Source organism: Rathayibacter sp. AY1D5 (assembly GCF_002932515.1).
GTDB lineage: Bacteria > Actinomycetota > Actinomycetes > Actinomycetales > Microbacteriaceae > Rathayibacter.
Window position 1 is genome coordinate 1 of sequence record NZ_PSVU01000008.1, and the last position, 18,731, is coordinate 18,731.

Below are 18,731 nucleotides of genomic sequence, written 5' to 3' on the forward strand. Positions count from 1 at the left end.
GCGCTCGGGATCCGCGAGTACGCCGGCCCGTTCTGGCAGTTCGTCTTCGCCGTGCCGCTGGTGGGCCTGCCCATCGCGTTCCTCATGATGATCGCGATGAACATGTAGGCGAGCGTGCGCTCCGCGCGTCCGACGCCCGCCGGCTCCTGTGGCTTCACCCGTCAAGGATAGGGCGGCCCCGGTCGACTAAACTGATGGCTGCTTCATTTCCAGGAGGGGTCTGCATGCCTACCGGCAAGGTCAAGTTCTACGACGAGGAGAAGGGCTTCGGCTTCATCAGCACTGATGACGGCCAGGAGGTCTTCCTGCACGCTTCCGCGCTGCCCTCCGGGACCGCGGTCAAGGCCGGCACCCGCCTCGAGTTCGGCATCGCCGACGGCAAGCGCGGGGCGCAGGCGCTCTCGGCGCGCGTCCTCGACGCTCCGCCGAGCCTGGTGAAGCTCAACCGGAAGTCCGCGGACGACATGTCCGTGATCGTGGAGGACACGGTCAAGCTGCTCGACGGGATCGGCGCCGGGCTCAAGCGCGGCCGCTACCCCGACAAGGCGCACGGGCGCACGATCGCGGCGCTCCTGCGCCGGGTTGCGGACGAGCTGGATGCCTGACGCCGACGGCACGACCGACGAGCAGGGCCCGGTCGAGGAGACCGTCGCCGCTCCGACCCCGGAGGACGCTCGCGTGGAGCAGTCCTCGGGAGAGGGCGTCTCCGGCGCCGAGCCCGACGCGACTCCCGCCGATTCTGACTCCTCCGCTGAGGACGCGCGCGGAGCCGACGAGGAGACCGACGCCGACCAGGCGGCTCCTGTCGACGAGGCTCCCTCCGGCGAGGGTGAGAGCGACGCGGCCCTCCCGGTGACCGAGGCTTCTGGCGAGGACTCCGCCTCTGCGGAGGAGACTCCTCCGGCCGACGATGTCGCCGCTGAGGCGAGGGCTCCCGGCGCGGACACGGATTCTGCTGCCGTGCCGACTCCTGCTGAGGACGCGGCTCCTGCTGACGCTGCGGTTCCTGCTGACGACGCGGTTCCGGCCGAGGACGGGGCTCCTGCTGAGGATGCGACTTCTGCGGAGGATTCCGGCCCCGTCGCCGACGACCGTTCCGAGGCCGACGACGACGCTTCCACGGGGGAGGCGGACCAGACCGCCGCGGACGAGGCTCCCGAGCCCGTCTACGAGGCGGACGCCGTGCTTGCCGGGTCTCTCGATGTCGCGCGCGCCGCGCTCGCCGAGATCGCCCCCGAGGGGACGATCGGCGAGCTGGTCACGACTCTGGCGCAGGGCGAGCACGTCGTGTCGCTGCAGTTCGCGAACCTCATGCGCGGCTACCCGGGTTGGCTGTGGACGGCGACGCTGTCCCGGATCGACGAGACCGAGGACGTGAACGTCCTGGAGGTCGAGCTGCTGCCGGGCGAGGGCGCGGTCCTCGCTCCGGACTGGGTGCCGTGGTCCGTGCGTCTCGCCGACTACCAGACCGCGCAGGACGCGCTCGGCGAGGAGGTCGAGGACGCGGACGACGACGAGCTCGAGGACGCCGAGGAAGACGACCTCGACGACGAGTCGGACGACGACTCCGACGAGGACGAGGACGCGGGCGACGACGACGACTCGGATGACGACGACGACTCGGAGGACGATTCCGACGACGACGACTCGGACGACGAGGACTCGGACGAGGACGACTCCGACGACCCGGACGACGACTCGGACGACGAGGACTCCGACGACGTCGAGCCCGAACCCGCTCCCGCCCCGACCACCCGTCGCCGTCGCCGTCGCCGCTGATCCGGTCCGGCGCCGCCCGATGAGCATCGACTCCGACACCCGCGTCGCTTATCCCGACGGCGCCGTGCGCTCCTCCGGGCGCGTGCAGCACGTGGGCCGGCTGGAGGACGGCCGCTGGGCGGTCGTCCTCGATGCGACCTCCGCTCACCCCGTCGACCCGACCTGGCCCGACCAGGGGCCCGACCGCGGCGCGCTGGTCGTGGCGGGGGAGCGGCATCCCCTCATCGACTGCCGCATCGGGGCGTGGCAGGGCGGCGAGCTGCACGTCGGCGAGCGGCTCCCGGCGCGGCTCGGCACTCCGGAGTGGAGCTTCGTCGTCGTCCACATCGTCGACGACGCCTCCTCACTCCACGTGGACGACGAGGTCGACGTCGAGGTCGACGCGGACCACCGGCACGAGCTCTCCCGCGGGCACACCGCCTGCCACCTCGCCTCCCTCGCCCTCAACGCCGCTCTGGCCTCGTTCTGGTCGAAGCCGGCGCGCACCGATGCCCTGGGCAACCCGGACTTCGACCAGGCGGCGATCCAGACCTCGCGGATCCGCGAGTCCGGCTCCACCGACGTCTACCGCCTCGGCAAGTCCCTCCGACGCAGCGGGATGGACACCGCCCGCCTGCTGGCGGAGATCGTCGAGGTGCAGGAGCGGGTGAACGCCCTCCTCGCCGAGTGGATCGCCTCGGACGCGGAGGTGCGCATCGAGCGCGACGACGACCTCCTCAGCACGCGGCGGACATGGCGCTGCACCCTCCCCTCGGGGGACGCCGCGATCGCGTGCGGCGGCACCCACGTCGAGCGCCTCGGCGAGTTCACCGGCCTGCGCGTCCGTCTCGAGCCCGAGGCCGACGGCACCGGACTCCGGATGGAGACCGACGCGGTCTAGCGGCGGTTGCGGCTGTAGAACAGCCCGATCGTGCCGAGGACCAGTCCGATCACGACGGTCGACAGGGCGACCGGCTCGATGACGGCTCCGACGGCCGTCGCCACGAGCACGGCCACGAGCGCGACCGCCCAGACGACGCACCCGACCAGCAGAGCCGTCGCGTCGTCGCTCGCGTAGGGCGGCGGCGCGGGCCGCCGCTCCTCCTCGCGCAGCCACAGCCGCATGGCGTGCCTCAGACCGCCAGGCGCTCGAGGACGTGGTCGATGCAGCCGAGCAGCGAGCGGACGTCGTCCGGCTCGATCGCGACGAACGTCGCCACGCGCAGCTGGTTGCGGCCGAGCTTGCGGTACGGCTCCGTGTCGACGATCCCGTTCGCGCGGAGGATCCTCGCGACGAGAGCGGCATCGACGGAGGCGTCGAAGTCGACGGTCGCGACGACCTGGGAGCGGTGCTCGGGCACCTCGACGAACGGGGCGGCGAGGCTCGAGGCCTCGGCCCAGTCGTAGATCGCGGAGGAGGACTCGGCCGTGCGCGCCGACGCCCAGGCCAGGCCGCCCGAGGCGTTCATCCACTCGAGCTGCGACTCCATCAGCAGGAGGGTCGAGAGCGCCGGAGTGTTCAGCGTCTGGTTCAGGCGCGAGTTGTCGACGGCGTTCTTGAGGCTCAGGAACTCGGGGATGTAGCGGCCGCTCGCCGCGATGCGCTCGATCCGCTCGATCGCGGCGGGGGAGAAGAGGCCGAACCAGAGTCCGCCGTCGGAGGCGAAGTTCTTCTGCGGGGCGAAGTAGTAGACGTCGGCCTCGGCGATGTCGACGTCGATGCCGCCCGCCGCGCTGGTGGCGTCGATGACGGTGAGCGCGCCCTCGTCGCCGCGGACCCGGCGGACCGGGGCCATCACTCCGGTGCTCGTCTCGTTGTGGGGCCACGCGTACACGTCGATCCCCTCGACGATCTCGACCTCGCTCCGGGACCCCGCGGGGACGGAGACGACGTGGGCCGGCTCGAGGAACGGCGCGGAGGCGGCGGCCGCGAACTTCTGGCCGAACTCGCCGAACGTGAGGTTCTCGGCGCGGCGCTCGATGAGGGAGAAGGCCGCGGCGTCCCAGAAGGCGGTCGAGCCGCCGTTGCCCAGCAGGACCTCGTATCCCTCGGGAATGCGGAACAGCGAGGCGAGGTGCTCGCGCACGCGCCCGACGAGGTCCTTGACGGGCGCCTGGCGGTGCGAGGTCCCGAGGAGGTGCGCGCCCTGCGTCGCGAGGTGGGCGAGCTGGTCGTGCCGCACCTTGGACGGGCCGCAGCCGAACCGTCCGTCGTGGGGGAGCAGCTCGCGAGGAATGGTGAGGTCCGGCATGCGTTAATACTAGGGTTCCCGGCCCGCACCCCTCCTCCGAGCGACGGAGGCCTGCGTCGCGCCGCAGCGCCGATGCTGCGTCGTGGCGACCACTAGGGTGGACCGCGCCGAGACGGGAAGGCTGAGATGACGGATCTGATCGACACCACCGAGATGTACCTGCGCACCATCCTCGAGCTCGAGGAGGAGAACATCATCCCGCTGCGCGCGCGCATCTCGGAGCGGCTCAGCCACTCCGGGCCGACCGTGTCGCAGACCGTCGGTCGCATGGAGCGCGACGGCCTCGTCGTCGTCTCGGGCGACCGCCACCTCGAGCTCACCTCCGACGGCCGCCGCAAGGCGATCCACGTCATGCGCAAGCACCGCCTCGCCGAGCGGCTCCTCCACGACGTCATCAAGCTCGACTGGGAGTTCGTGCACGAGGAGGCCTGCCGCTGGGAGCACGTGATGAGCGAGCAGGTCGAGCGCCGTCTCCTCGAGATGCTCGACCACCCGACGGAGTCGCCCTACGGCAATCCGATCCCGGGCCTGGACGAGCTCGGCGACACCCCCGCCTCCCGCTTCGCCGACGGCGTCATCAGCCTGCCGCGCTTCGTCGCGGGGTCGAGCGAGCCCCGCCGCGGCGTCGTCCGGCGCCTCGGCGAGCCGGCGCAGGTCGATCCGGAGCTCCTCCTCCAGCTCAAGCAGGCCGGGGTCGTCCCCGGTGCCGAGGGCGAGTTCTCGGCCCTCAACGGCTACGTGCTCGCTCGCATCGACGGCGCCGAGGCGGGCATCGAGCTGCCGAACGAGGTCGCGGCGCACATCTTCCTCGTCGTCTGACCCGCGTCGCCCTGGGAGCGGCCCGTACGGGCCCTTACCGCATCCGGTGACCGGAGGCGAACGGGAGAGCGGTCTCTTCCCGCCGAGAAGGTGACAAATCGGTAACGGTCGCTTACGCTCTGTGGAGCCCTGCGGCCGAGCCTCGGTCCCAGGGCGCGGGATCCGACGCCCCCACACCCGTCTCGGATCCTGTGCACACCGATGCTTCGTGCATGAGACGGGACAGCTGCCTGGGCTGAGGGGACGTCGGAGGATCTCCCCCTTGCCCCAGAACCCCCTCACCCCGAACGAGGACGCCGGCTCACCCGACCGGTTCCGCTCCAACCACCCCGACCGCTCCGGCGACGCGACCTTCGAGAACCGGCCCCCGGTCATCCGCGCCCGGATCCACGGGGACGCACCCGTCTCCCGTCGCGCCGTTCCCGCAGCTCCTGCCCGCCGTGCGGACATCACCGACTTCGTGCCGTCGCCGGCCGGGACCCCGCGCAAGCGCCGGGGCCGTGTCGTCGGCAAGGTCGCGATGGTCGGCTTCGCCGGCGCGCTGGTCGCGACCATGGCGCTCCCCGCCTACGCCTTCACTCCGGGCAGCCAGGACGACGGCCTGTTCGCGGCATCGCGAGCCGACCTCCTCCGCCAGGGCTCCGCGCAGACCGTCGCCGTCGACGGCGGAGTGGTGCAGGCCGCGATCGCCCGAGACGGCTTCTCGGCCGAGGCGGCGCCCCCGCCGCCCGCACCGGAGCCCGAGCCCGTCGTGGTCGCCGAGCCCGTTGTCGACACGAGCGACGTCGCCGAGGCGCGCGCCGAGACCGCCGAGGAGTTCAACTCCTACTCCGGCGCCTCGGCCAGCGAGATCGCGGCCGCCGCCCCGACCACCAGCTACAGCCTCTCGGCGGTGTTCAACACGGCGATGCAGTACCAGGGCGTGCCCTACGTCTTCGGTGGAGCCGACCCGAGCGGCTTCGACTGCTCCGGCTTCGTGATGTACGTCTTCGCCCAGTACGGCATCTCGATGCCCCACTCGGCCGCGGGCCAGGGCGCCATGGGCACCCCCGTCTCGCTCGCCGACGCGCAGCCCGGCGACCTCGTCATCATGGACGGCCACGACGGCTTCTACGCCGGCAACGGCAACATCCTGCACGCACCCTACGAGGGCGCGAGCGTCCGCGTGCAGCCGCTGTGGACCTCCGACTACCGGATCGTGCGCATCAACGGCTGACCCGGTCTGTCCGCTCGAGAGCCCGTCCCCTCCTGGAGGGGGCGGGCTCTCGTCGTCCCGCCGTGTGAACGCCGCGTGACGAATCCGGACCGACCCCTGGTGTTCCGGGCGTGAAGGGTTAACCTGAACCCCAGTCCGCTCGCGTGGCGAGCGGACCGATTCGTCGAGGGACGGAGTGCCGGGATGGCCGAGCGGAGCGGGCGCCACAGCGTGGGGCTGCGCTCGCGCGTGCGGCCGGCCGATTCGATGCGCGCGCGGGTCCTCACCGCGGCGGTGCACTCCTCCGACACGCGGATACGACTCCACGTCATCGCGCGGCACTCCGCCGCGGCCTCGCAGGGCGCCGTCATCACGACGGCGCCCTTGCTCGTGGTCGCGGCGCCTTCGCGCGACGGCGTGCGACAGCACGGAGGTCACTGATGCGCACTCTGGTTCTCAACGCCGGCTACGAGCCGCTCGCGGTGGTGTCGTTCAAGCGGGCCCTGGTCCTGCTGATGACGGAGAAGGCGACCGTGATCGCCGCGGACGAGGGCAATCCGGTGCACAGCGCGCACGGCGACCACGTGCGGCCCTCGGTGATCGTGCTGACCCGGTACGTGCGCATCCCGAGCGGCCGGAGCGTGCCGGTGTCGCGCCGGGGCGTGCTCCGCCGGGACAACCACCGCTGCGGCTACTGCGGTCAGCACGCGGCGACGATCGACCACATCCAGCCCAAGTCGCGCGGGGGCCGGGACACGTGGGAGAACCTCGTCGCCTGCTGCCAGCGCTGCAACAACGTCAAGAGCGACCGCACCCCGCACGAGATGGGATGGCGTCTGCGCACCGTCCCCCGGATGCCGCGCGCCGGCTCCTGGCTCGTGCGCGGCGCGGAGCGGACGCAGCCCGACTGGGACGACTACCTGGCTCCCGCCGCCTGACGGGCCGCGGTCGCGTCGCTGGCGGCGTTGTCGTCGGGCGCGATACCGCCGGTATCGCTTCCTCCTCCGCCTTGCCAGCGACACGACCGCGACCCGTCAGGAGAGGGGCGTGGGGTGCGGCCCAGCGTTACTCGTTGTCGTTGCCGGTGTTGGCGCTGGCGTTGCCGGAGCGCTCGCCGGCCCAGGTCCAGTTCGCGACCTCGGGGATGTCCTCGCCGTGCTCGCGGGTGTAGGCGCGGGCGCGGATGCGGGCGTCCTGCATCTCCTGGCGGAGACCGGCGGCGCGGGCGCCGAGGCCGGGGGTCCGGTCGATGACGTCGATCACCAGCGAGTAGCGGTCGAGGTCGTTGAGCATCACCATGTCGAAGGGAGTGGTGGTGGTGCCGTTCTCCTTGTACCCGCGCACGTGCAGGTTGCCGTGGCCGGTCCGCTTGTAGGTCAGGCGGTGGATGAGCCACGGATAGCCGTGGTAGGCGAACACGATCGGGCGGTCGGGAGTGAAGATGGCGTCGAACTCGCGGTCGGAGAGGCCGTGCGGGTGCTCCGACTCCGACATCAGGCGCATCAGATCGACCACATTGACCGTGCGGATCGCGAGGTCCGGCAGCGTCTCGCGGAGGATGCTCACCGCCGCGAGGGTCTCGAGGGTCGGCACGTCGCCCGCGCAGGCGAGCACGACGTCCGGGGACTCGCCCTGCCGCTCGCTGCTCGCCCACTCCAGGATGCCGAGTCCGCGCGTGCAGTGGGCGACCGCCTCCGCCATCGTGAGCCACTGGGGCGAGGGCTGCTTCCCGGCGACGACCACGTTGACGTAGTCGACGCTCCGGAGGCAGTGGTCGTAGGTCGAGAGGAGCGTGTTCGCGTCGAAGGGCAGGTAGACGCGCACGACCTCGGGCTTCTTGTTGACGACGTGGTCGATGAAGCCGGGGTCCTGGTGGCTGAAGCCGTTGTGGTCCTGGCGCCAGACGTGGCTCGAGAGCAGGTAGTTGAGGCTCGCGATCGGGCGGCGCCACTCGATGTCGCGGGTGCCGTCCAGCCACTTCGCGTGCTGGTTGAACATCGAGTCGATGATGTGGATGAACGCCTCGTAGCAGGTGAAGAGCCCGTGGCGGCCGGTGAGCAGGTAGCCCTCCAGCCAGCCCTGGCACTGGTGCTCCGAGAGCACCTCCATGACCCGCCCGGCGCGGGCCAGGTGGTCGTCGAGGGGGCTGAGCTCGGCGTCCCACTGCTTGTCGGTGGCGGCGTAGACGGACTGCAGCCGGTTGCTCGCGACCTCGTCCGGCCCGAAGAGGCGGAAGTTGGTCGGGTTGGCGCGGATGACGTCGGCGAGCCACTCGCCGAGCACCTTCGTCGCCTCCGCGACGGTGCCACCCGGCTGCTCCACGACGACCTCGTAGCGGCGGAAGTCGGGCAGGTCGAGGGTCTGCCGCAGCAGCCCGCCGTTCGCGTGCGGGGTCGCGCTCATCCGCAGCTCGCCCTCGGGGGCCAGCGAGCGGACGCGGTCGACCACGCCGCCCTCCTCGGTGAAGAGCTCCTCGGGCCGGTAAGAGCGGAGCCAGTCCTCGAGGAGGCGGGTGTGCGCCTCGGTGTCGCGGGCGTTGGGCAGCGGAACCTGGTGCGAGCGGTAGGTGCCCTCCACCTGGACGCCGTCGATCTCGGTCGGGCAGGTCCAGCCCTTCGGCGTCTTCAGCACGATCATCGGCCAGGCCGGGCGTGAGAGGTCGCCGGCGGCGGCGCGCTCCTTGATCGCCGCGATGCGGTCGAGCACCGTGTCCAGGACGTCGGCGAACCGCTCGTGCACGCGCATCGGGTCCTCGCCGTCGAAGCCGCCCTCGACGAGGAACGGCTCGTGGCCGTACCCGCGGAGGAGGCTGTCGAGCTCCTCCTGCGGGATGCGGGCGAGGACGGTCGGGTTCGCGATCTTCCAGCCGTTGAGGTGCAGGATCGGCAGGACGACCCCGTCGGTGAGCGGGTTCACGAACTTGTTGGAGTGCCAGCTGGTGGCGAGCGGGCCGGTCTCGGCCTCGCCGTCGCCGACGACCGCCGCGACCAGGAGGTCCGGGTTGTCGAAGGCCGCTCCGTACGCGTGGCTCAGCGCGTAGCCGAGCTCTCCGCCCTCGTGGATGCTGCCCGGAGTCTCGGGGGCGGCGTGGCTGGGGATGCCCCCGGGGAAGCTGAACTGGCGGAAGAGGCGGCGCAGCCCCTCCTCCGACTCGTCGATGTGGGAGTAGATCTCGCTGTAGGTGCCGTCGAGATAGGCGTTGGCGACCATGCCCGGTCCGCCGTGGCCGGGACCGGTGATGTAGAGGGTCGGCTGGCGGCGCTCGCGGATCGCGCGGTTCAGGTGCGCGTAGATCAGGTTGAGGCCGGGGGTGGTGCCCCAGTGGCCGAGCAGGCGGGGCTTGATGTCCTCCCGGCTCAACGGGGTCTTCAGGAGCGGGTTCGCGAGCAGGTAGATCTGCCCGACCGCGAGGTAGTTCGCGGCGCGCCACCAGGCGTCGACCGTGTCGAGAGTGTCCTGGGTCAGCTCGGCGTCGGCGGGTCGCGCGATCCAGCTGTGCTCGGGGACGGGCAGGAGAGACGGAGCGGGGGAGTCGGCCATGTGCCCACGCTGGCATCCGGACGCCCGGGGCGGAAGGGCCTTGCAGGCCCGGCTCCGGAGGGGGTCAGCCGCGCGGCGTCGCCCGGCGGAGGACCAGCGAGCCCACCACCGTCAGGAGCGCGGCGGGGACGAGGAGCAGAGCTGCGGCTCCGGCGGTCCCCGCGCTCTCGAGGACGTCCACCACGACCGGCCGGCCGCCGGCGAAAGCGACGACGACGACCACCGCGAGTGCCGCCGCTCCGAGGGCGAGGAGGAAGGCCGTCACTCCGCGCTCCCGCCAGCGGAGGAAGACCGCGCCCGCTGCTCCGCCGAGGGCGAAGGCGGCGAGGAGCGAGCAGAGCAGGACGACGAAGCGCTCGAGCCACGGACCGTCGAGGGGGGAGGCGAGGAAGAGAGCGCCGCCCAGCCACCAGCCCCCGGTGGCCTCCTCGATCGCCCCGAGGACCACGACGATCGCGGACCAGAGCACGGACAGTGCCGCGAAGGCGAGGGCGCTGCCGAGGACGTGGTCGCGCCGGGTCGCTCCGTAGCTCAGCGCAAGCCCGAAGGTGGCGGTCGTGGCCTGGATGGAGCCGATGAAGAGGAAGACGACGATCAGCATCCCCGGCCCCACGAGGAGGATGCCGGAGTCACCGCCGCCCCGCTCGGCCCCGATCCCGCGGAGGACGAGCCACCAGATCACGAGGTTGCCGGCGAGGACGGCGAGCAGGACGAGCAGCGGCCAGCCGAGGACCGTCCCGGGGTGGGCGAGGTGGAGCCTCAGAACGGAGAGGATCCTCCGCGAGGAGGCGGAGCGGCGGGCGGGGGCGGTCATGGTCGGTCCTCTCGGATCGGGGGCGGTGGTGTCAGCTGCTGCGCGGGGTGGCGCGGCGGAGGATCGCCCAGCCCGCGACTCCGGCGATCGCGGTCGGGATGAGCGAGAGGGCGTAGCCGCCCGCGTATCCGACGCTGCCGAAGAAGGAGCCGACGGCGGGCCAGTTCTCGGTGAGCGTGAGGAGGGTGATCACGGCCAGCAGGAGGGCGCCGAGGATCCCGAAGAAGAGCAGCATCCCGCGCTGGCGCCAGCGCACGTAGACCGCCGCCGTCGCCGCTCCGATGAAGAAGAAGAAGAGCAGGGCGCAGAGCACCGCGACGGCCTGCTCGCCCACGGAGTCCCCGCCGAAGTAGATCGAGCGGAAGAAGCTGCCGCCGAAGCCCCAGCCGTCGGTCGCCCGCTCCACGATCCCGAGGACCACGAAGACGCCGGTGTAGAAGACCGAGAGGGCGACGAAGGTGAGGGCCGTGCCGAGGGAGAAGTCGCGGCGGGTGGCGCCGTAGCCGAGGGCGAGGCCGAAGGTGACGTTCACCGACTGGACGGCCACGACCATCATGTAGACGAAGAGGAAGAAGGACGCACCGGAGTAGGTCATCCCCTCCTGGGCCTCGAGGCGCTCGCCGGAGTCGAGCCCGCGGAGGATCAGCCACCAGACGACCAGGTTGCCCGCCAGGATGACGGCCGTGATGATCAGCGGCGTGTAGAGGATGGTGGCGGGGTTCGCGAAGTGCAGGCGGACGATGCTGCCGAGGCGGCCGGCGGCGGTGTCGTGGCGCGCGGGGGCGCCGGTGAGGGCGGTCATTCCGAGGCCTTCCCGGTGGTGAGCTGGACGACGAGCTGCTGGAGGGGGACGGACTCGAGCTCGAGCCCGTGGCGGGCGGCGGAGGCGCGGCCGGCGTCGTCGAGCCGGGGGAGCGTGGCCGAGGCGCGGCTGCCGAGAGCGGAGCGGGCGATGACCTCGCGGCCGGCGGTGAACGACTCGACGGCCTGCCGGGGTCCGACGACCGTTGCCGCAGCACCCCGCAGCTCCTCCGCGTCACTGTCGACGACGAGGCGGCCCTGATCGATGACGAGGACGTGCTCGAGCAGGCTGCTGACCTCGTCGATGAGGTGGGTGGAGAGGACGACCGTGCGCGGGTGCTCGGCGAAGTCCTGGAGGAGGCGGTCGTAGAACAGCTGCCGGGCGACGGCGTCCAGCCCCAGGTACGGCTCGTCGAAGAACGTGAGCGGGGCGCGGGAGGCGAGACCGACGATCACTCCGATCGCCGAGAGCTGTCCGCGGGAGAGCTTCTTGATCTTGCGGTCGACCGGGAGGCGGAAGTCCTCGACGAGCTCGCGGGCGAACGCCTCGTCCCAGCCGTCGAAGAACCAGGGGGCGCTGCGCAGGACGTGCTTCACCTTGAAGTCGTCCGGGTACTTCTGGCTCTCCTTGATGAAGCAGGTGCGGGAGAGGACGGCGGCGTTCTCCACCGGCGACTGCCCGAAGACGCGGATCTCGCCCGAGCTGGCGAACTCCTGGCCGGTGAGCAGCGACATCAGCGTCGTCTTGCCCGCGCCGTTGCGGCCGAGGAGGCCGTGGATGCGGTTCTCCTCCAGCGCGAAGCCGATGCCGTCGACGGCGCGCATGCGTCCGTAGTGCTTGGTGAGGTCGTGGACCTCGATGACCGCGCTCATCGCGATCCCCCTTCTGTGATCATGTCGGCGAGCTGCTCGGTGCTGAGGCCGAGCTTGGCGGCTTCGGCGAGCAGCGGAGCGACGAACTGGTCGCGGAACTGCGTGCGGCGCTTCTCGACCAGGCGGTCGCGCGCCCCCTCGGCGACGAACATGCCGATCCCCCTCTTCTTGTAGAGCACCCCGTCGTCGACGAGCAGGTTCACGCCCTTGCCGGCGGTGGCCGGGTTGATGCGGTGGAAGGCGGCGAACTCGTTGGTCGACGGGACCTGCGACTCCTCCGGCAGCGCGCCGTCGATGATGTCGTTCTCGATCTGCTCGGCGATCTGCAGGAAGAGCGGGCGGGAGTCGTCCACGCGGGCTCCTTCGGTGCTGGGTTGGGTGGTTAGTTGGTGTTGTAACTAACCATGGAGCCTCGGCGAGGCTGTGTCAAGAGGCGGGTGCCGCTCGGTCGGCGCGGGGAGGGCCGAGGCGCGCTTCGCGGGCGCTGTGATGGGGGCCGGTCGGCGCTTCGCGGGCGCCGGGGCACGGCGGGTACACTGGCTCGGCCAGCCTCTGTAGCTCAATGGAAGAGCGACTCCGTCCTAAGGAGCAGGTTGGGGGTTCGAGTCCCTCCAGGGGCACCAGGATCCGCAATCGGGATCAGTCCATCGGACGACCGCCGCCGTCGCTCCGTCTGACGCCAGGGTCTGCCCCCCCCCGCCCAGCACTCCGAGCTCTGCTCGTCGAGGCGACGACAGTTCGGGTCCTCGATGGTCCTGCCCGGGTCGGAACTCCTCGGCGGAAGGGACGCACGACCGAGGAGCTCCGTCGCGGGTTCTCGGCCGTCCTCGTCCGGAGCCTCGCCGTCCACCGGGACGCGTTCGCGAACAGCCGGCTCGCGGGATTCAGTGCGCTGCTCGCGTCAGCCGGTCGCATGGCGGCCGTCCGCAAGCGGTGGCCGGCGGAATCCGAGACCCCCTTCCTCGGCGGGATGTGGTAGGCCGTCCTCCGCCCGCGGTACGAGCGCGAGCTCCTCGATCAGGCGGAGAGCACGGATGCGCTCTCGGAGCGACGCCCAAGGCTCCGAGCGCTCACGGCCTTCTGAGGGCGTCTCGCGGGCCTTCGCTCAGGCGGCGCCGCCATGATCGAGGCTGGTACTCGACGGAAGGTTCTCTGTGAGCATGTTCAAGCGCGTTCTCGGCATGGCGTCGAAGGCGCTCGATTCGAAGAGCGGCCCGGGGTCGTCCTCGAGCGGGACGACCGATTGGCGCGATCTCGTGCGCACCGCCGCCGACAAGGTGACGGGCGACTCGCGGAGCGGGCAGGTCCAGCCGCCTCAGCAGTACGGCTCGCCGCAGCGACCCTCCGCGCGACCCCAGGACGCCCGGCCCGGGCAGCAGCCGGTCGTCACCAAGGAGGACCGCGCAGCGATCGCGCGCTACGACTACCTCCTCCGCACCGCCGACCCCGAGCAGCTCGAGCAGGTGCACCGGGACGCGTTCGCGAAGCTGACGACGACGCAGCGCACCCAGGTCGAGGCGCGGCTCCGCGACGAGCTGCCCGCGAACGAGCAGCCTCGGTCCTCCGCACCGGACGACCTGGCGCGCGCGGCGACGCGCGGCGAGGCGAACGATCCGGGGTTCCTCAAGAAGATGTTCTCGAAGCCGGGGACCCGCGGCGCCCTCGCGGGTGCTGGCGTCGGAGCGGCGGCGGGCATCGGGCTCGGCGCGGCGGGCGGACTGCTCGCGGCGGTCGCGGGCGGCGCCGTGATCAGCAGCGTCGCCGGTCCGCTGCTCGCGCAGGCGTCCGGCCTCGGCGTGGACTTCGAGAACCTCGCCGGCGGGTTCGGCGATCTGGGCGACTTCGGCGACATCACGGGCGGCGCGGGAGAGTTCGTCTCCGGTGCGGGTGAGCACGTGTCCGGGCTGGGGGACCAGGTGTCGGAGTTCGGCTCCGACTTCCAGCTGCCGGGGCTCGGCGACCTCGGGAACCTCTTCGACCGCTAGACGGACGGGACCGGAGCGCGCCTGCGGAGGAGCGGCGACGCGATCGCGAGTGCCGCGCCGACGACGAGCAGCACGGCCCCCACGATCGCGACGGCGGTCGTCGACCAGTCGGGGAGGTCGACCACCGTCGTGCCGTCGAGCAGCGTCCATTCGCAGGCCGCGCCCAGCGGCCACCACGACCAGAAGCCGCGGACCAGCTCGCCGGCCTCGGGCGGGACGCCGCCCAGGCTGACGCTGCAGACGTCGTCGAAGCCCTGACGGTCGATGTTCGCGTACTGCAGCGGCACGAGCGCGAGGGCCGCGAGTCCGGCGACGGCGAGGACGAGGCCGGCGAGCAGGGCGAGACGCGCGGCGGTCAGGCGCTTCCTCGCCGGCGTCGAGGCGGGGGCGGGCGGCGTCTCGGTCATCGTCCGATGGTGGCACGCGTTCGTGGGGAGCAGGCGTGTGCCCGGGATCGGCGCCGAACAGCGCGGAGGCACGGGGCGGATGCGTCGGAGCCGCTCCTCGACCGCAGGCGCCACGGACGTCGGCCGGCACAGCGGCGACGGGGAACCCTCGGCGTCGTACCCTCGACTGCATGGGGTTCGTCTTCTCGCTGGTGATCATCGTCCTGACAGTGCTCGCGCTGGTCGACGTCGTACGGCAGCCGGACAACGTCATCAAGAACCTGCCCAAGATCGTGTGGATCCTGCTGATCTTCTTCCTCCCGCTCATCGGCGTCTCGCTGTGGTTCCTGCTCGGGCACGACTGGAAGCGTGGCGACGGCGGATCCTTCGTGCCGGGCGGCCGAGTGCCCCGCCGCCGGAAGCAGGCGCCGCCGACGGTGGTGGTGCGGCCCGCTCCGAAGAGCACCGAGGAGCAGCTCGCCGACCTCGAGCGCGAGGAGGCGCACTACGCGCGGCTCGCGGAGGAGCAGCGTCGCCGCCGCGAGGGGGAGCGGCCGCTCGACGCGTGAGCGGCCGCTCCGGAGGCCGCTACTTCGAGAAGTTCGACGCCGTCCACTGGATCGAGGCGATCTTCGCCTGGCCCGCGACGCTCGGGTGGAAGTAGTCGGTGGTCCCGATCAGGCCCTTGGTGACGGGGGTCGCGGTGAGCGCTCCTCCGTCCCAGTCGCAGAGCTGACCGGCGGCGCTGCACGCCGTCTGCAGTGCGGTGTTGTACTGCGTCGTCCGCGTCTTCGCGGCAGCGGCGGAGGCGGCCGCGGCGGTGCTGCTGAGCCTGCGGCCGGTGGAGCTGACGCCGCGCGTGGTCCGGCAGAGGTCGCCGCCCGCCCAGACGAGCGCGCCGACTCCGGTCTTGACGACCGACCACTCGGAGGCCACGTTCGGCATCGACGAGAGGACGATGCGGGCGGAGGGCCACGTGGTGCGGATCTTCGTGATCGCGGCGGAGGCTCCGGTGCGGAACGTGCTCGCCGGGGTCATCGTGTAGCCGTCGGAGGCGACGCGGTTGTCGGGCGAGCAGAGGTCGTTGCCGCCGATGAGCAGGGTGACGACGTCCGGCCGCACGCCGGCGGCGACCGCGGCGTCGATCCGCGAGGGGACCTGCGCGACGACGTCGCCGGTGGTGGCGAAGTTCGCGGTCGTGACGGTGGTGCCGGGGAGCGCGGTCCGCAAGCGGGAGGCGAAGGAGTTCACGGAGGAGCTGGTGCCGGTGGACCAGTTGTTGCGGGGGCAGTCCGCGAAGGAGCCGCAGGTCCCGTAGGCCTGGGTGATGGAGTCGCCGAGGCTCAGCACCGAGAGGGTGGCGGGAGTGGCGGCGGCGGCGGCCTGCGCCGGGAGCAGCGCGGCGGCGAGGGCGAGCGCGGCTCCGACGGCGAGGGCGCGGACGCGGCGGCTCGGGGTCGGCGGGCGGGAGAGGGAGAGGCTCATGGGGGACCGTTCTCGAGGGGGAGGACGGTGGGGGAGCCGTCGGTGCTGACGCTAGGGGAGCGGCGCCCCGGATGACCCCGAACGGGTGACCCCAGAACGGGCCGGATGTGCGCGACGGCAGCGGATCCGGTCGTCCGGCGGGCGGAACCGTCTGGAAGGCGAGCGTCCTCTCAGCCGCCTGCCACCGGCACGATCCGCAGCCGGCTCATCGCCCAGACCAGCGCCCCCGACGCGAGGAACGCGACCGCGATCCCGACGACGAACACCGACACCTGCCCGTACCCGGTCGCGGGATCCAGGAACGGATAGGGCACCCAGCCGTCCGTCGCTCCGCGGATCAGCACCACGACGAGCCAGACGATCGGGTAGACCACGACCAGCCAGAGCCTGCGCCACGGCAGCGGAGGGCGATCCGCGAGCAGCAGCCAGTCGAGCAGTCCGTAGACGGGGAACAGCACGTGCATGACGGTGTTGGCCCACGGCAGCGCCACTCCGCCCGCCACATCGGTGAGGAGGGTGTTGTACACGAGGCCGACGACGATGATGTACCCGGTGAAGGCACCCCGCACCAGTAGGAGCCCGCTGGGCGCGGGACGGCGGCGGAGCGCGAGCACGGCGGTGGCTCCGAGCACGACGGCCAGCACGATGTTGCTCTGGATGGTGAAGAAGCCGAAGAAGTTGAACGGGTTCAGCGGCGTCCGAGAGGCGGTGTCGACGGCCGTCGCGATCACGGCCACCAGAACGGCGGCGGCCACGAGGAGGCGGAGGAGCGCGACCGTCACGCGGGCCGACTCCGCCCGGGAGGAGGGAGCGGGCGGCGTCATCGCTCGAGCGTAGCGCCGGAGCGCCTACCCTGTCCCCGTGCTCACGATCGGTGTCGACCTCGCTGCGGAGCCGGTGCGCACCGCTCTCGCCGCCCTCGAGTTCTCCGGCGGCCAGGCCGTCGTCCGCTCGCTCGTACTCGGCGCCGAGGACGCGACGATCGTCGATGCGTCACGGGACGCGGCGGTCATCGGGATCGACTGCGCGTTCGGCTGGCCGGTGGAGTTCGCGGCGTTCGTCTCCGCGCACACGCGACGGGAGGTCTCGCCGCGGACGCTCGCGGGACGCGACTGGCGCCGCCGCCTCGCGTACCGCGAGACGGACCGGGTGGCGCGCGAGGTCACCGGCCGCTGGCCGCTCAGCGTCTCGACCGACCGGCTCGGGATGACCGCGATGCGCTGCGCGGAGCTGCTCGACGCCTTCGCCGCGAGCGGGGAGGACGTCGACCGCTCCGGGCGCGGACGGCTCGTCGAGGCGTACCCGGCGGCCGCGCTGCGGCTCTGGGGAGTGGACACCACGGGGTACAAGACGCGACCGGAGGCCGTGGCGCTCGCCGCGGAGTCGCTGCGACGGGCCGCACCCTGGCTCGATGTGCCGGCGCCCGCGCTCGCGCTGATGAGCCGCTCCGACGACGCGTTCGACGCCGTCGTCGCCGCTCTCAACGCCCGCGCCCACGCCCTGGGCGCGACCATGCCGGTGCCTCCCGAACTGCAGGAGGCGGCGGAGGCCGAGGGGTGGATCGCGGTCCCGACCGGATCGCTCGCGGAGCTCGCGGGCTGATCCGGCCGTCTCGACGGGTGTGCGCTCAGGCCGGGATCTTCGCCCCCAGCAGGCCGGCGGCGACCTCGGCGGCCCGCTCGGCCTCCTCGACGGTCGAGAAGGGTCCGGTGGGGACGAGGGAGGGCGCGGTGGTCAGTCGGGCGTCGATCTCGAGTCGGAACCGGGGCAGCTCCGCCCCGGGAACGACGACGATCCTGACTCCGTTCCGGCTCCATCGCGCGGGTTGGATAGAGGAAATCTGTGTCATGGTGCTCTCCGCTTTCGCGATCATCCGCACGGGTGGCTGACGCCTCGACCGTGCACGCTTCACGCTACGTCCGGTGCCCGTCTCTCCGAACGGGCTTGACCTCTCAGGCTCGTCGGGCGTAGCGCGTCACTGCAGTCGGTCGAGGGTGTCGCTGATCCGCCGCAGGCACTCGATGAGGACCGACACCTGCGCGGTGTCCAGGTCGGCGAGCACCTCGCCCTCGGCGGCGACGAGATTGCGCATCGCCTCGTCGACCCGCTTCGTGCCCCGCGGGGTGAGCGAGACGATCTTGCTGCGCGAGTCGGCGGCGTTCTGCTCGCGGACCACGAGCCCGCGAGCCCCGAGGCGGTCGACGCGGCTGGCCAGGTTGCCGCTGGACAGCGCGAGGTGCGTGGCCAGGGCCGAGGGCGTCATCCCGCCCTCTCCGCGCTGCCGCAGCAGCGAGAGGAGCTCGAACTCCCACGGGGCGAGATCGCTGACGGCGAAGGACTGCCGCCGCACCTCCTGCACGCGCGGGCTGAGGCGGCGGAGGCGGGAGACGACGTCCAGAGGCGCGAAATCGAGGTCGGGCAGGGCCCCGGCCCACGCGTCGATCACCAGATCGACATCGTCGTCTTCGCGCATGCCCCGATTATCCCCGGACGGCGCGGGCGCCGACGACGGGTGGTCCGGGGAGGCCGGCCGGCCTAGCCTGTGCGGACGACGGGCGGACCGGTCAGGCGCGGGCGGCCCGGACGTAGGCGACGATCGCGTTGGCGTGGCCGTGGCCCAGGCCGTGCTCGGTCTTCAGCCAGGTGACGACCTGCATGTGCGGCTCGGAGCGCAGACGCTCGTCGGCGAGGTCCAGCCAGTCCTGGACGGGACGGTCGTAGGTCTTCTCGATGCTCGGGAAGTACGAGGCCGGTCCCTTCGGCTTCGCACCGTCGGCGGGCGGTTCGGGAGCGAGCACGCGGTCGGTCATGCGGTCACGATAG

The 18,731-nt window shown here is 72.0% G+C and carries 22 protein-coding genes and 1 tRNA gene; 10 read left to right on the top strand and 13 right to left on the bottom strand.

Annotated features, from left to right (window positions below):
* The first annotated feature begins 224 nt into the window (after window positions 1-224).
* The 3 genes from C5C82_RS03645 to C5C82_RS03655 are packed head-to-tail and all read left to right on the top strand — an operon-like array spanning window position 225 to window position 2,659.
* A complete protein-coding gene (locus C5C82_RS03645) occupies window positions 225-605 on the top strand; it encodes a cold-shock protein (protein WP_104224602.1) in 381 nt (126 codons plus the stop codon).
* A complete protein-coding gene (locus C5C82_RS03650; RefSeq protein ID WP_104354617.1) occupies window positions 598-1,779 on the top strand; it encodes a DUF3027 domain-containing protein in 1,182 nt (393 codons plus the stop codon). Before C5C82_RS03645 ends, C5C82_RS03650 begins: the two co-directional genes overlap by 8 nt.
* 19 nt (window positions 1,780-1,798) lie before the next feature.
* A complete protein-coding gene (locus tag C5C82_RS03655; protein WP_104354618.1) occupies window positions 1,799-2,659 on the top strand; it encodes a metal-dependent hydrolase in 861 nt (286 codons plus the stop codon).
* Here the strand turns inward: C5C82_RS03655 and C5C82_RS03660 are convergent.
* Together C5C82_RS03660 and serC are read right to left on the bottom strand one after the other, a co-directional pair.
* Window positions 2,656-2,883 (bottom strand): DUF2530 domain-containing protein, encoded by a 228-nt coding sequence (locus tag C5C82_RS03660; protein ID WP_104317256.1) that lies wholly within the window; start codon window positions 2,881-2,883, stop codon window positions 2,656-2,658. The genes C5C82_RS03655 and C5C82_RS03660 overlap by 4 nt on opposite strands.
* Before the next feature lie 8 nt (window positions 2,884-2,891).
* Entirely contained in the window at window positions 2,892-4,010 is a 1,119-nt protein-coding gene (serC, locus tag C5C82_RS03665) for a phosphoserine transaminase (protein WP_104354619.1), read from the bottom strand.
* A gap of 126 nt (window positions 4,011-4,136) precedes the next feature.
* On the opposite strand from serC, the gene C5C82_RS03670 reads away from it, so the two are divergent.
* From C5C82_RS03670 to C5C82_RS03685, 3 genes are all read left to right on the top strand, one after another.
* Window positions 4,137-4,829, top strand: coding sequence for a metal-dependent transcriptional regulator (locus tag C5C82_RS03670; RefSeq protein WP_104224606.1), 693 nt, complete (start codon window positions 4,137-4,139; stop codon window positions 4,827-4,829).
* Between the two features lie 262 nt (window positions 4,830-5,091).
* Window positions 5,092-6,045, top strand: a complete 954-nt coding sequence (locus C5C82_RS17785) for a C40 family peptidase (RefSeq protein WP_244229473.1) — start codon at window positions 5,092-5,094, stop codon at window positions 6,043-6,045.
* Window positions 6,046-6,464: 419 nt separating this feature from the next.
* Complete coding sequence (locus C5C82_RS03685) at window positions 6,465-6,962, top strand: HNH endonuclease (protein ID WP_104224608.1); 498 nt, start codon at window positions 6,465-6,467, stop codon at window positions 6,960-6,962.
* A 127-nt stretch (window positions 6,963-7,089) separates the two neighbouring features.
* Here C5C82_RS03685 and C5C82_RS03690 read toward each other — a convergent pair whose 3' ends face one another.
* The 5 genes from C5C82_RS03690 to C5C82_RS03710 all read right to left on the bottom strand — a co-directional run bounded on the left by C5C82_RS03690 (window position 7,090) and on the right by C5C82_RS03710 (window position 12,405).
* Window positions 7,090-9,564 (bottom strand): phosphoketolase, encoded by a 2,475-nt coding sequence (locus C5C82_RS03690; RefSeq protein WP_104224609.1) that lies wholly within the window; start codon window positions 9,562-9,564, stop codon window positions 7,090-7,092.
* 64 nt (window positions 9,565-9,628) lie between these two features.
* Window positions 9,629-10,378 (bottom strand): hypothetical protein, encoded by a 750-nt coding sequence (locus tag C5C82_RS03695; RefSeq protein ID WP_104354621.1) that lies wholly within the window; start codon window positions 10,376-10,378, stop codon window positions 9,629-9,631.
* A gap of 31 nt (window positions 10,379-10,409) precedes the next feature.
* Entirely contained in the window at window positions 10,410-11,180 is a 771-nt protein-coding gene (locus C5C82_RS03700) for an ABC transporter permease (RefSeq protein ID WP_104233881.1), read from the bottom strand.
* Window positions 11,177-12,052 (bottom strand): ABC transporter ATP-binding protein, encoded by an 876-nt coding sequence (locus C5C82_RS03705; RefSeq protein ID WP_104317908.1) that lies wholly within the window; start codon window positions 12,050-12,052, stop codon window positions 11,177-11,179. Before C5C82_RS03705 ends, C5C82_RS03700 begins: the two co-directional genes overlap by 4 nt.
* Window positions 12,049-12,405: a GntR family transcriptional regulator gene (locus C5C82_RS03710; protein WP_104224613.1), complete on the bottom strand. Its 357-nt coding sequence runs from the start codon at window positions 12,403-12,405 to the stop codon at window positions 12,049-12,051. The genes C5C82_RS03705 and C5C82_RS03710 overlap by 4 nt, the downstream gene beginning before the upstream one ends.
* A gap of 195 nt (window positions 12,406-12,600) precedes the next feature.
* Here C5C82_RS03710 and C5C82_RS03715 point away from each other — a divergent pair.
* Window positions 12,601-12,675, top strand: a tRNA-Arg gene (locus tag C5C82_RS03715).
* A 537-nt stretch (window positions 12,676-13,212) separates the two neighbouring features.
* The gene (locus C5C82_RS03720; RefSeq protein ID WP_258065922.1) at window positions 13,213-14,037 is read left to right on the top strand and encodes a hypothetical protein; all 825 of its coding nucleotides are present in this window, start codon (window positions 13,213-13,215) and stop codon (window positions 14,035-14,037) included.
* On the opposite strand, the gene C5C82_RS03725 is transcribed toward C5C82_RS03720, so the two are convergent.
* Window positions 14,034-14,444, bottom strand: coding sequence for a hypothetical protein (locus tag C5C82_RS03725; protein WP_104354623.1), 411 nt, complete (start codon window positions 14,442-14,444; stop codon window positions 14,034-14,036). The two genes, C5C82_RS03720 and C5C82_RS03725, sit on opposite strands and share 4 nt — an antisense overlap.
* A 170-nt stretch (window positions 14,445-14,614) precedes the next feature.
* On the opposite strand from C5C82_RS03725, the gene C5C82_RS03730 reads away from it, so the two are divergent.
* Window positions 14,615-14,992 (top strand): PLD nuclease N-terminal domain-containing protein, encoded by a 378-nt coding sequence (locus C5C82_RS03730; protein WP_104255426.1) that lies wholly within the window; start codon window positions 14,615-14,617, stop codon window positions 14,990-14,992.
* A gap of 19 nt (window positions 14,993-15,011) precedes the next feature.
* Here the strand turns inward: C5C82_RS03730 and C5C82_RS03735 are convergent, their stop codons facing one another.
* Window positions 15,012-15,908, bottom strand: coding sequence for a GDSL-type esterase/lipase family protein (locus tag C5C82_RS03735; protein ID WP_104328774.1), 897 nt, complete (start codon window positions 15,906-15,908; stop codon window positions 15,012-15,014).
* Window positions 15,909-16,078: 170 nt separating this feature from the next.
* Entirely contained in the window at window positions 16,079-16,732 is a 654-nt protein-coding gene (locus C5C82_RS03740) for a Pr6Pr family membrane protein (protein ID WP_104354624.1), read from the bottom strand.
* Between the two features lie 37 nt (window positions 16,733-16,769).
* On the opposite strand from C5C82_RS03740, the gene C5C82_RS03745 reads away from it, so the two are divergent.
* The gene (locus C5C82_RS03745; protein WP_104354625.1) at window positions 16,770-17,510 is read left to right on the top strand and encodes a DUF429 domain-containing protein; all 741 of its coding nucleotides are present in this window, start codon (window positions 16,770-16,772) and stop codon (window positions 17,508-17,510) included.
* Window positions 17,511-17,535: 25 nt separating this feature from the next.
* On the opposite strand, the gene C5C82_RS03750 is transcribed toward C5C82_RS03745, so the two are convergent.
* The 3 genes from C5C82_RS03750 to C5C82_RS03760 all read right to left on the bottom strand — a co-directional run bounded on the left by C5C82_RS03750 (window position 17,536) and on the right by C5C82_RS03760 (window position 18,718).
* A complete protein-coding gene (locus tag C5C82_RS03750) occupies window positions 17,536-17,757 on the bottom strand; it encodes a hypothetical protein (RefSeq protein WP_146076606.1) in 222 nt (73 codons plus the stop codon).
* 126 nt (window positions 17,758-17,883) lie between these two features.
* Entirely contained in the window at window positions 17,884-18,381 is a 498-nt protein-coding gene (locus C5C82_RS03755; RefSeq protein WP_104226460.1) for a MarR family winged helix-turn-helix transcriptional regulator, read from the bottom strand.
* A gap of 91 nt (window positions 18,382-18,472) precedes the next feature.
* Window positions 18,473-18,718, bottom strand: coding sequence for a DUF4287 domain-containing protein (locus tag C5C82_RS03760; RefSeq protein ID WP_104232872.1), 246 nt, complete (start codon window positions 18,716-18,718; stop codon window positions 18,473-18,475).
* Between the last annotated feature and the right edge of the window lie 13 nt (window positions 18,719-18,731).